The sequence below is a fragment of the Pseudomonas sp. 18.1.10 genome, assembly GCF_024655625.1.
Lineage (GTDB): Bacteria > Pseudomonadota > Gammaproteobacteria > Pseudomonadales > Pseudomonadaceae > Aquipseudomonas.
In genome coordinates, this window is the sequence record NZ_JANLGL010000177.1 from 1 (window position 1) to 11,309 (window position 11,309).

Here is an 11,309-nt window from a genome sequence, read left to right on the forward strand (position 1 = left end):
GGCAATGAATCTGTTGCTGATAGACCGCATTCGCGAGCAAGCCCGCTCCCACAGGGGTTGAGCTGTTCCCACATGCTGATGTGTGAACCCAGTCAACTGTGGGAGCTGGCTTGCCTGCGAAAGCAGTGTGTCAGGCAATGAATCTGTTGCTGACAGGCTGCATTCGCCAGCCCACAGGTTGTCAGAGCGGCGTCAACACATTCATCACCGTATCCAACGCCACCCGCGTGTCATCCAGCTGCACCAGCGACGCATGCCGCGCGCCCAGTGCATCGCGGTTCTGGATCGCGGTGAGGATCGCCTTGTGCCGAGGCAGGCTCAGGCCCTGGATATCCGGGCGGCGGTTGGTGATGTTGATCGACTCGCGCAGCGGCAGCGACAGCATGTTGCACATATAGGCCAGCAGGTCGTTGCGCGTGGCGTCGGCAATCGCGCGGTGGAAGTCCAGGTCGGCCTGCAACAGCTCTTCGTGGGTCTTCGCCGTTTCCATGCCCAGGTAGGCTTTTTCGATGGTGGCGATGTCTTCATCGGTGGCGGTGGTCGCGGCCATGGCGGCGATCTCCGGTTCGAGGATGCGCCGCACACCGGCCAGGGTGTTGAAGAATTCGCTGTGGGGCGTGGACTGCATCAGCCAGGACAGCACGTCCGGGTCGAGCAAGTGCCACTTCAAGCGTGGCCGCACCACCGCGCCCACCCGTGGCTTGGAATACACCAGGCCCTTGGCGCTGAGCACCCGCGTGGCTTCGCGCAACACCGAGCGGCTGACCTTGTACTCCTCGCAGAGCGTGGCCTCCAGGGGCAGCTTTTCTTCGGGCTTGAAGCGCCCGGAAACGATGTGCATGCCCAAGTCCTGAACGATCTGGGCATGCATGCTCTTGCGCGGCTTGGGCGGCTGGTGATCCATAACGACGGGAAGGCTCTGACTTAAAGACGCGGCATCATAGCATCCCAATTAGTGGGAATGCCGGGGGACTTCCGCCCCACGGCAACCCACCAGGAAGTCAAAGTCGCAGCCTTGGTCCGCCTGCAATACGTGGTCGATATACAGCTGGCGATAGCCGCCGACGATCATTTTTTGCGGCGGCGCCAGATCCGCCATGCGCGCGGCCAGCTCGGCGTCGGGGATGTCCAGGTGCAGGCGGCCGTTGGCGCAGTCCAGTTCGATCCAGTCACCTTCCTTCACCGTAGCCAACGGCCCGCCGGCCGCGGCTTCCGGCGCCACGTGCAGCACCACCGTGCCGTATGCCGTGCCGCTCATGCGCGCGTCGGAAATGCGCACCATGTCCGTCACGCCCTGGGCCAGCAGCTTGGCCGGCAGGCCCATGTTGCCCACTTCGGCCATGCCCGGGTAACCCTTGGGCCCGCAGTTTTTCATGACCAGGATCGAGTTGGCGTCCACGTCCAGCGCCGGGTCGTTGATGCGCGCCTTGTACATGTCGAAGTTCTCGAACACCACCGCACGGCCGCGATGCTGCATCAACTCCGGGCTGGCGGCGGACGGCTTGAGCACCGCCCCCAGCGGCGCCAGGTTGCCGCGCAACACGCAAATGCCGCCGTCGGCGCGGATCGGGTTGTCGAGGGTGCGGATTACTTCGTCCTGGCCATAGATCGGCGAATCCTTGGTGTTCTCGCCGAGGGACTTGCCGTTCACTGTCAGGGCATTCGGATGGGGGATCAGGTTGGCTTCACCGAGGCGACGCAGCACGGCGGGCAGGCCACCGGCGTAGTAGAACTCCTCCATCAGGAAACGCCCCGACGGCTGCAAGTCGACGATGGTCGGCATGCCACGGCCCATGCGGGTCCAGTCGTCCAGATCCAGCTCGACGCCGATGCGCCCGGCGATGGCCTTCAAGTGGATCACCGCGTTGGTCGAACCGCCAATGGCCGCATTCACCCGGATCGCGTTTTCAAACGCCTCCTTGGTGAGGATCTTCGACAGCTTCAAGTCTTCGCGCACCATCTCCACCGCACGCATGCCGGACATATGCGCCAGCACATACCGCCGTGCATCCACTGCCGGAATCGCCGCGTTGTGCGGCAACGAGGTGCCCAGGGCTTCGGCCATGCAGGCCATGGTCGAGGCCGTGCCCATGGTGTTGCAGGTGCCCGCCGAGCGCGACATGCCGCCCTCGGCCGCGAGGAAATCATCCAGGGTAATGGTGCCGGCCTTGACCTGCTCACTGAGCTGCCACACCACCGTGCCCGAACCAATGTCCTGGCCCTTGTGCTTGCCGTTGAGCATCGGCCCACCGGTGACCACGATCGCCGGCACGTCGCAACTGGCGGCGCCCATCAGCAGGGCCGGGGTGGTTTTGTCGCAGCCGGTCAGCAGCACCACGCCGTCAATCGGGTTGCCGCGAATCGCTTCTTCCACATCCATGCTCGCCAGGTTGCGGGTGAGCATGGCGGTAGGGCGCAGGTTGGACTCGCCATTGGAAAACACCGGGAATTCCACCGGGAAGCCCCCGGCCTCGATCACGCCGCGTTTGACGTGCTCGGCGATCTGGCGGAAATGCGCGTTGCACGGCGTCAGCTCCGACCAGGTATTGCAGATGCCGATGATCGGCTTGCCATGGAACTGATGGTCGGCAATGCCCTGGTTCTTCATCCAGCTGCGGTACATGAAGCCGTTCTTGTCGGCGGTACCAAACCACTGGGCGGAGCGTAGGCCGGGCTTTTTATCAGGCATGATCGATTCTCTTATTGTATGACTATATGTTCTATGCGTGCTTAAACATAAGCGCAAAGACGCCTATTTGGAAGAGTTGTTTTGCAAATAGTCATACTATATAGTCGCTCTCAACTGAGGTATGACCCTGGCGGATTTTCGCGAGAGGCGTGCCCCGAGCTTCTAATAAAAACAACAATGTGGAGAGCGACCCCCATGAGCCAGGAGCTGCGGCTTATTCGGCGCATTACGCTGAAACTGATTCCCTTCCTGATCCTGCTGTACCTGATCGCCTACGTGGATCGCTCCGCCGTGGGCTTCGCCAAGTTGCACATGGGTGCCGATATCGGCATCGGTGATGCCGCCTATGGCTTGGGCGCAGGCCTGTTCTTTATTGGCTACTTCCTGTTCGAGATCCCCAGCAACCTGATGCTCGACCGCTTTGGCGCGCGGCGCTGGTTTGCGCGGATCATGATTACCTGGGGCGCCATCACCATCGGCATGGCCTTTGTGCAGGGCCCGCACAGCTTCTATGTGATGCGCTTTTTGCTCGGCGCGGCGGAGGCGGGGTTCTTTCCGGGCGTGCTGTACTACATCACCCAGTGGTTCCCGGTGCGCCATCGCGGCAAGATCCTCGGGCTGTTCATCCTGTCCCAGCCGATTGCAATGATGATTACCGGCCCGGTGTCCGGTGGCTTGCTGGGCATGGATGGCATCCTCGGCCTGCACGGCTGGCAGTGGCTGTTCATCGTGATTGGCACCCCGGCGATCCTGCTCACCTGGCCGGTGCTGCGCTACCTGCCGGACGGCCCCAAGCAAGTCAGCTGGATGAGCGATGAGGAAAAAGCCTGGCTCACCGGCGAACTGGCCAAAGACCTGCAAGCCTACGGCCAGACCCGTCACGGCAACCCATTGCACGCCTTGAAAGACAAACGCGTATTGCTGCTGGCGCTGTTCTACCTGCCAGTGACCCTGAGCATCTACGGCCTGGGCCTGTGGCTGCCAACCCTTATCAAGCAGTTCGGCGGCAGCGACCTGACCACCGGCTTCGTCTCCGCCGTGCCCTACATCTTCGGCATCATCGGCCTGTTGGTTATCCCGCGCAGTTCCGACCGCCTGAATGATCGCTACGGCCACCTCGCCGTGCTCTATGTATTGGGCGCCATCGGCCTGTTCTTCAGCGCGTGGCTGAGCGTGCCGGTGCTGCAAATGGCCGCGCTGTGCCTGGCGGCGTTCGCGTTGTTTTCCTGCACGGCGGTGTTCTGGACCTTGCCGGGGCGTTTCTTCGCTGGCGCCAGTGCGGCGGCAGGCATTGCGCTGATTAACTCGGTGGGCAATCTCGGCGGCTACATTGGCCCGTTTGTGATTGGTGCGCTCAAGGAATACACCGGCAACCTCGCCTCGGGCCTGTACTTCCTGTCCGGGGTGATGGTGTGCGGGCTGATCCTGACCTTGGTGGTGTACCGCGTGCTGGAGCGCAAGCACGTGCTGCCCGCCGACCAATTCGCCGCCAGCGCCCGTGGCGCTTCACGTACTTGATTCAAGGAGAAGTTGCATGCGTTTAGTTCAGTTCGAATTGCCCAATGGCGAACGCCGGGTGGGCGTGGTGGACGGCAACACCGTGCGCGAGGTGCAGGCTGCACGCAGCGTGCGTGAATTGGCCCTGGCGGCCATCGAAGCCGGTGTCGGCCTGGCTCAACAGGTCGATAGCCTGGGCCTGGGCGCCAGCCATGACTACGCGGCATTACTGGCGGACTTGAAGATCCTGCCGCCCCTGGACCATCCCGACCCGGCCCACATGCTCATCAGCGGCACTGGCCTGACCCACCTCGGTAGCGCCTCGGCCCGTGACAAAATGCACCAGGCCGGTGACGACAGCGCACTGACCGACACCATGCGCATCTTCAAATGGGGCGTGGAGGGCGGCAAACCAGCGGCCGGCGTTGCCGGTGTGCAACCCGAGTGGTTCTACAAGGGCGACGGCAGCATCGTCGTGCGCCCCGGTGCGGCGTTCCCGGTGCCACCGTTTGCCGAAGACGCCGGTGAAGAGCCGGAGATCGGCGGCCTGTACGTGATCGGCCCGGACAGCCAGCCCTATCGCGTGGGCTTTGCGGTGGGCAACGAGTTCTCCGACCACGTCATGGAGCGCAAGAACTACCTGTACCTGGCCCATTCCAAGCTGCGCAGTTGCAGCTACGGCCCCGAGCTGCGCGTCGGCGATTTGCCGCAGCACTTGGCGGGCAGCAGCAGCATCCTGCGCGACGGCGAGGTGATCTGGCAGAACGAGTTCCTCAGCGGCGAAGCCAACATGTGCCACAGCCTGGACAACCTCGAATACCACCACTTCAAGTACCGCCAGTTCCTCAGGCCGGGCGATGTGCATATCCACTTCTTCGGCACCGCCACGCTGTCATTCGCCGACGGTATACGGACCCAGCCGGGGGATGTGTTCGAGATCAGCCAGGCCGAGTTCGGCGCGCCGCTGGTCAACCGTGTCGGCAGCAGCGACGCAGCGTTCGAGCCCGGCCACGTCATCACCCTTTAAGGAGCCCCTTCATGTCCCAGTTTCTCGGCCACAACTATATCGGCGGCCAGCGCAGCGCCAACGGCAGCGTGACCCTCAAGAGTGTCGACGCGAGCACCGGCGAAGCCTTGCCCCAGGATTTCTACCAGGCCACGCCGCAGGAAGTCGACGCCGCCGCCAAGGCCGCCGCGCAGGCGTATCCAGCCTACCGCGCCCTGAGCGCGGCGCGGCGGGCGCAGTTCCTTGATGCGATCGCTGATGAGCTGGACGCGCTGGGCGATGAATTCGTCGCACTGGTCTGCCGCGAAACCGCGCTGCCCGCCGCCCGTATCAAGGGCGAGCGTGGGCGCACCAGCGGCCAGATGCGCCTGTTCGCCAGCGTGCTGCGGCGCGGTGATTTCTACGGCGCGCGCATCGACAAAGCCTTGCCCGAGCGCCAGCCACTGCCGCGCCCGGACCTGCGCCAATACCGCATCGGCCTCGGCCCGGTGGCGGTGTTTGGGGCGAGCAATTTCCCCCTGGCGTTCTCCACGGCGGGCGGTGATACCGCTGCCGCGTTGGCGGCCGGCTGCCCGGTGGTGTTCAAGGCCCACAGCGGGCACATGGCGACGGCCGAATGCGTTGCCGATGCAATTATTCGTGCCGCCGAAGCCAGCGGGATGCCGGCCGGTGTGTTCAACATGATCTTTGGCGGCGGCGTCGGCGAGGCACTGGTCAAGCACCCGGCGATCCAGGCGGTGGGCTTTACCGGCTCGCTCAAGGGCGGTCGCGCCTTGTGCGATATGGCAGCGGCACGCCCGCAGCCGATCCCGGTGTTTGCCGAGATGTCCAGCATCAACCCGGTGATCGTCTTGCCCCAGGCGTTGCAGGCCCGCGCCGACACCATCGCCCGCGACCTCACCGCGTCGGTGGTGCAAGGCTGCGGCCAGTTCTGCACCAACCCGGGCTTGGTGATCGGCCTCGCATCGCCGGCGTTTACCGCGTTCACCCAACAGGTGGCGCAACTGATCGGCGATCAACCGGCGCAGACCATGCTCAATGCCGGCACCCTGGGCAGCTACGGCAAGGGCCTGGAGAAACTTCTCGCGCACCCTGGCATCGAGCATCTGGCGGGCAACCCACAGGCGGGCAACCAAGCCCAGCCGCAGCTGTTCAAGGCCGATGTGCGCCTGCTGATCGATGGCGATGAAGTGCTGCAGGAAGAAGTCTTCGGCCCCACCACGGTGTTTGTCGAAGTGGCTGACAGGGCCCAGCTCAGCGACGCCTTGCACGGCCTGCACGGGCAACTCACGGCGACGATCATTGGCGAGCTGAATGATCTGCAACAGTTCGCCGAACTGACCCCACTGCTGGAGCAGAAAGTCGGGCGAATCCTGCTCAACGGCTACCCCACCGGCGTCGAAGTCTGCGACGCGATGGTGCACGGCGGCCCTTATCCTGCGACCTCCGACGCCCGTGGCACCTCGGTCGGCACCCTGGCCATCGACCGCTTCCTGCGCCCGGTGTGCTTCCAGAACTACCCTGATAGCCTGCTGCCGGATGCGTTGAAAAACGCCAACCCGTTGCGTATCCAACGGCTGGTGGATGGCACGCCGTCGCGCGATCCGTTGTAAAGCGCAGACCTGAGAACAACAAAAATCCAGGAGGCACCATGTCGTTTCACGTCGTTACCGAACACCGTGCGCAACTGGGGGAGGGCCCGTTCTGGGACGTGCCCACCCAGGCGCTGTACTGGGTGAATATCGCCGGCAAGCAGGCGCTGCGTTTTATGGACGGGCAGTTGCGGGTGTGGCAGTTGCCCGAGCCTGTCTCGGCGTTTATCCCGTGTGAACGCGGCGATGCGCTGGTGACCTTGAGCAGCGGCGTGTATCGCCTCGACCTCGACAGCGAGGCGCTGACCCTGCTGTGCGTGGCCGACCCGCAACCGGGCAACCGGGGCAATGAAGCACGCTGCGATGCCCAGGGCCGCCTGTGGCTGGGCACCATGCAGAACAATATCGGCGCGCAGGGTGAAGACCTGCCGGTGACGCGGCGTTCCGGCGGCCTGTTTCGGATCGATGCCTACGGGCGGGTCACGCCGTTGCTCAGCGGCCTGGGCATTCCCAACACCTTGCTGTGGAGCGACGACGGCAGCCTTGTGCATTTTGGCGACAGCCTGGACCGCACGCTGTACCGGTTTGCGATCCTGGCGGACGGCCAACTCGGCGCCGCCGATGCCTGGTTCGGCCCCCACGCACGCGGCGGGCCGGACGGCTCGGCGATGGACGTCGAGGGCTACATCTGGAACGCCCGCTGGGACGGCAGCTGCCTGCTGCGCATCGCGCCAGATGGCGGGGTGGATCGCGTCATCGAACTGCCCGTCAGCCGGCCCACCAGTTGCGTGTTTGGCGGGCCAGACCTCTCCACCCTGTATATCACCAGCGCCGCCAGTCCTTTGGAGCATCCCTTGGACGGTGCCGTGCTGGCCATCGAACTCGACGTGCCAGGCAAACCCTGTCACCGCTTTGCCGGTTAACCCCCCAAGACTTAAAAACAACAACAAGGAGTCACTGTATGAATCGTCGTCGTGGTATCCGTTCCCTGTGCTGCGCCGCTGTGGCGGTCTCGGCCATGAGCTTGAGCGGGCTGTTGCTGGCCGCTGAAGAAGTGAAGATCGGTTTCCTGGTCAAGCAGGCCGAAGAACCCTGGTTCCAGACCGAATGGGCCTTCGCCGAAAAAGCCGGCAAGGAACACGGTTTCACGGTGATAAAGATCGCCGTGCCCGATGGCGAGAAGACCCTGTCGGCCATCGACAGCCTGGCCGCCAACGGCGCCAAGGGCTTTGTGATCTGCCCGCCGGACGTGTCCCTCGGCCCGGCCATTGTCGCCAAGGCCAAGGCCAACGGCCTCAAAGTGATGGCGGTGGATGATCGCTTCGTCGATGCCAAGGGCAACTTCATGGAAGACGTGCCGTACCTCGGCATGGCGGCGTTCGAAGTCGGCCAGAAACAAGGCGCGGCGATGGCCGCCGAAGCGAAAAAACGCGGCTGGGACTGGAAAGACACCTACGCGGTTATCAACACCTACAACGAACTCGACACCGGAAAAAAACGTACCGACGGCTCGATCAAATCCCTCGAAGACGCCGGCATTCCCAAGGACCATATCCTTACCGCCGCGCTGAAAACCCTCGACGTGCCCGGCAGCATGGACGCCACCAACTCGGCCCTGGTCAAGCTGCCCAGCGCCGCGAAAAACCTGATTATCGGCGGCATGAACGACAACACCGTGCTCGGCGGCGTACGCGCCACGGAAAGCGCCGGCTTCAAGGCGGCGAATGTGATCGGCATCGGCATCAACGGCACCGACGCCATCGGTGAATTGAAGAAAGCCGACAGCGGCTTCTTCGGTTCGATGCTGCCGAGTCCGCACATCGAGGGCTACAACACCGCGCTGGCGATGTACGAGTGGGTCACCACCGGCAAGGAACCGGCGAAGTACACGGCCATGGACGAAGTGACCCTGATTACCCGCGCCAACTTCCAGGAAGAACTGACCAAGATCGGGCTGTGGAAATGACCGCTGCGGCCCTGCGCTTTGACGGCATCGGCAAGACCTTTCCCGGGGTCAAGGCGCTGGATGGCATCAGCTTCAGCGCCCAGCCCGGGCAGGTGCACGCGTTGATGGGCGAGAACGGCGCGGGCAAGTCGACGCTGCTGAAGATCCTTGGCGGCGCCTATATCCCGAGCAGCGGCACGGTGCAGATTGGCGAGCAGACGATGGCCTTCAAGTGCGCGGCCGACAGCATCGCCAGCGGCGTGGCGGTGATTCACCAGGAATTGCACCTGGTGCCGGAAATGACCGTGGCCGAGAACCTGTTCCTCGGGCACTTGCCGTCGCGGTTTGGTGTGGTCAATCGAGGGCTGCTGCGCAAGCAGGCCCTCGCTTGCCTCAAGGGCCTGGCGGATGAAATCGACCCGGCGGAGAAGCTCGGGCGCCTGTCCCTGGGTCAACGGCAGTTGGTGGAAATCGCCAAGGCGTTGTCCCGTGGCGCCCATGTGATTGCCTTCGACGAACCCACCAGCAGCCTGTCGGCGCGGGAGATCGACCGCTTGATGGCGATCATCACGCGCTTGCGCGACGAAGGCAAAGTGGTGCTCTACGTGTCCCACCGCATGGAAGAGGTGTTCCGCATCTGCAACGCGGTGACGGTGTTCAAGGACGGGCGTTTTGTGCGCACTTTCGACGACATGCGCGCGTTGAGTCATGACCAGTTGGTGACCTGCATGGTCGGTCGCGATATCCAGGACATCTACGATTACCGCCCGCGCGAGCATGGCGAAGTGGCGTTGAAGGTCGACGGTTTACAAGGCCCCGGCCTGCGTGAACCGATCAGCTTCAACGTGCGCAAGGGCGAGATCCTCGGCCTGTTCGGGCTGGTGGGGGCAGGGCGCACGGAACTGTTCCGCCTGCTCAGCGGCCTGGAGCGTGCCAGTGCCGGTAGCCTGGAGCTGTGCGGCGCACCGCTGCAACTGCGCTCACCGCGCGACGCCATCGCTGCCGGCGTGCTGCTGTGCCCGGAAGACCGCAAGAAGGAAGGCATCATCCCGCTGTCCAGCGTTGCCGAGAACATCAATATCAGTGCCCGGGGCGCCCATTCCACGTTCGGCTGGCTGTTGCGCGACGGCTGGGAAAAAACCAATGCCGAGCGGCAGATCAAGGCGATGAAGGTCAAGACGCCCAACGCGCAACAGAAAATCATGTACCTGTCCGGCGGCAACCAGCAGAAGGCGATCCTCGGGCGCTGGCTGTCGATGCCGATGAAAGTCCTGCTGCTGGACGAGCCGACCCGTGGCATCGATATCGGCGCCAAGGCCGAGATCTACCAGATCATCCATAACCTCGCGGCCCAGGGCATTGCGGTGATCGTGGTGTCCAGCGACCTGATGGAAGTGATGGGCATCAGCGACCGCATCCTGGTGCTGTGCGAAGGCGCGCTGCGCGGCGAACAACCCCGCGCCCACGCGACTGAATCCAACCTGCTGCAACTGGCCCTGCCGCGCAGCCTGGCGAACTGAGAGAACGTTATGACCATTCAACAAAACGCGTTGCCCACGGCACGCAAACCCCTGGACCTGCGCGCACTGCTCGACAACTGGGCAATGCTGCTGGCGGCGGTGAGTATCTTTTTACTGTGCGCCTTGCTCATCGACAACTTCCTCTCACCGCTGAACATGCGCGGTTTGGGCCTGGCGATTTCCACCGTCGGCATCGCCGCGTGCACCATGCTGTTCTGCCTGGCCTCGGGGCACTTCGACTTGTCGGTGGGCTCGGTGATTGCCTGCGCCGGGGTGGTCGCGGCCATCGTGATGCGTGATACCGACAGCGTCATGCTCGGCATTGGCGCGGCCCTGCTGATGGGCCTGACCGTTGGGCTCATCAACGGCATTGTGATTGCCAAGCTGCGGGTCAACGCGTTGATTACCACGCTGGCGACCATGCAGATCGTGCGCGGCCTGGCCTACATCTTTGCGAATGGCAAGGCGGTGGGCGTGTCCCAGGAGCAGTTCTTCGTGTTCGGCAACGGCCAGTTGCTGGGCGTGCCGGTGCCGATCCTCATCACTATCCTGTGCTTCCTGTTCTTCGGCTGGCTGCTCAACTACACCACCTACGGGCGCAACACCATGGCCATCGGCGGCAACCCGGAAGCGGCGTTGCTCGCGGGGGTGAATGTGGATCGCACCAAGATCCTGATCTTCGCCGTGCACGGCCTGATCGGCGCGTTGGCCGGGGTGATCCTGGCGTCACGCATGACCTCGGGCCAGCCGATGATCGGCCAGGGTTTTGAACTGACGGTGATCTCGGCGTGCGTGTTGGGCGGGGTGTCGTTGAGTGGCGGGATTGGCATGATCCGGCATGTGATTGCGGGGGTGTTGATTTTGGCGATTATTGAGAATGCGATGAACTTGAAGAATATCGACACGTTCTACCAGTACGTGATCCGTGGCTCGATCCTGTTGCTGGCGGTTGTAATCGACCGCATGAAACAACGCTGATTCCAAACCATGTGAAGATCCAAATGTGGGAGCGGGCTTGCTCGCGAATGCGGTGGACCAGTCGGCAAATCCAGTGACTGAC

At 63.4% G+C, this 11,309-nt stretch carries 9 protein-coding genes; 7 read left to right on the forward strand and 2 right to left on the reverse strand.

What is annotated here, in order from left to right:
• Window positions 1–181 precede the first annotated feature (181 nt).
• Window positions 182–904: a FadR/GntR family transcriptional regulator gene (locus NUV89_RS22980; RefSeq protein WP_017739605.1), complete on the reverse strand. Its 723-nt coding sequence runs from the start codon at window positions 902–904 to the stop codon at window positions 182–184.
• A gap of 48 nt (window positions 905–952) precedes the next feature.
• Window positions 953–2,689 carry an IlvD/Edd family dehydratase gene (locus NUV89_RS22985; RefSeq protein WP_257783119.1) on the reverse strand — a complete coding sequence of 579 codons (1,737 nt, stop codon included), beginning with the start codon at window positions 2,687–2,689 and terminating at the stop codon, window positions 953–955.
• Window positions 2,690–2,884: 195 nt separating this feature from the next.
• Between NUV89_RS22985 and NUV89_RS22990 the strand changes: the two genes are divergently transcribed.
• From NUV89_RS22990 to araH, 7 genes are read left to right on the forward strand one after another with little or no spacing between them, the layout of a single operon-like run.
• The gene (locus NUV89_RS22990; RefSeq protein ID WP_257783120.1) at window positions 2,885–4,207 is read left to right on the forward strand and encodes an MFS transporter; all 1,323 of its coding nucleotides are present in this window, start codon (window positions 2,885–2,887) and stop codon (window positions 4,205–4,207) included.
• A gap of 16 nt (window positions 4,208–4,223) precedes the next feature.
• On the forward strand, window positions 4,224–5,213 hold the full coding sequence (araD1, locus tag NUV89_RS22995; RefSeq protein WP_257783121.1) for an AraD1 family protein: 990 nt from the start codon (window positions 4,224–4,226) through the stop codon (window positions 5,211–5,213).
• An 11-nt stretch (window positions 5,214–5,224) separates the two neighbouring features.
• A complete protein-coding gene (locus NUV89_RS23000; RefSeq protein WP_257783122.1) occupies window positions 5,225–6,805 on the forward strand; it encodes an aldehyde dehydrogenase (NADP(+)) in 1,581 nt (526 codons plus the stop codon).
• Between the two features lie 38 nt (window positions 6,806–6,843).
• The gene (locus NUV89_RS23005; protein WP_257783123.1) at window positions 6,844–7,707 is read left to right on the forward strand and encodes an SMP-30/gluconolactonase/LRE family protein; all 864 of its coding nucleotides are present in this window, start codon (window positions 6,844–6,846) and stop codon (window positions 7,705–7,707) included.
• Window positions 7,708–7,745: 38 nt separating this feature from the next.
• Window positions 7,746–8,750: a substrate-binding domain-containing protein gene (locus NUV89_RS23010; protein WP_257783124.1), complete on the forward strand. Its 1,005-nt coding sequence runs from the start codon at window positions 7,746–7,748 to the stop codon at window positions 8,748–8,750.
• The gene (gene araG, locus NUV89_RS23015; protein ID WP_257783125.1) at window positions 8,747–10,249 is read left to right on the forward strand and encodes an L-arabinose ABC transporter ATP-binding protein AraG; all 1,503 of its coding nucleotides are present in this window, start codon (window positions 8,747–8,749) and stop codon (window positions 10,247–10,249) included. Before NUV89_RS23010 ends, araG begins: the two co-directional genes overlap by 4 nt.
• A gap of 9 nt (window positions 10,250–10,258) precedes the next feature.
• Window positions 10,259–11,227, forward strand: a complete 969-nt coding sequence (gene araH / locus NUV89_RS23020) for an L-arabinose ABC transporter permease AraH (RefSeq protein WP_124528674.1) — start codon at window positions 10,259–10,261, stop codon at window positions 11,225–11,227.
• Window positions 11,228–11,309: the final 82 nt, after the last annotated feature.

Coding starts and splice junctions, on each gene's coding strand:
- NUV89_RS23005 (WP_257783123.1), top strand. CDS start 6,844: ATGTCGTTTCACGTCGTTACCGAACACCGTGCGCAACTGGGGGAGGGC.
- NUV89_RS22990 (WP_257783120.1), top strand. CDS start 2,885: ATGAGCCAGGAGCTGCGGCTTATTCGGCGCATTACGCTGAAACTGATT.
- araH (WP_124528674.1), top strand. CDS start 10,259: ATGACCATTCAACAAAACGCGTTGCCCACGGCACGCAAACCCCTGGAC.
- NUV89_RS22980 (WP_017739605.1), bottom strand. CDS start 904: ATGGATCACCAGCCGCCCAAGCCGCGCAAGAGCATGCATGCCCAGATC.
- araG (WP_257783125.1), top strand. CDS start 8,747: ATGACCGCTGCGGCCCTGCGCTTTGACGGCATCGGCAAGACCTTTCCC.
- NUV89_RS23000 (WP_257783122.1), top strand. CDS start 5,225: ATGTCCCAGTTTCTCGGCCACAACTATATCGGCGGCCAGCGCAGCGCC.
- NUV89_RS22985 (WP_257783119.1), bottom strand. CDS start 2,689: ATGCCTGATAAAAAGCCCGGCCTACGCTCCGCCCAGTGGTTTGGTACC.
- araD1 (WP_257783121.1), top strand. CDS start 4,224: ATGCGTTTAGTTCAGTTCGAATTGCCCAATGGCGAACGCCGGGTGGGC.
- NUV89_RS23010 (WP_257783124.1), top strand. CDS start 7,746: ATGAATCGTCGTCGTGGTATCCGTTCCCTGTGCTGCGCCGCTGTGGCG.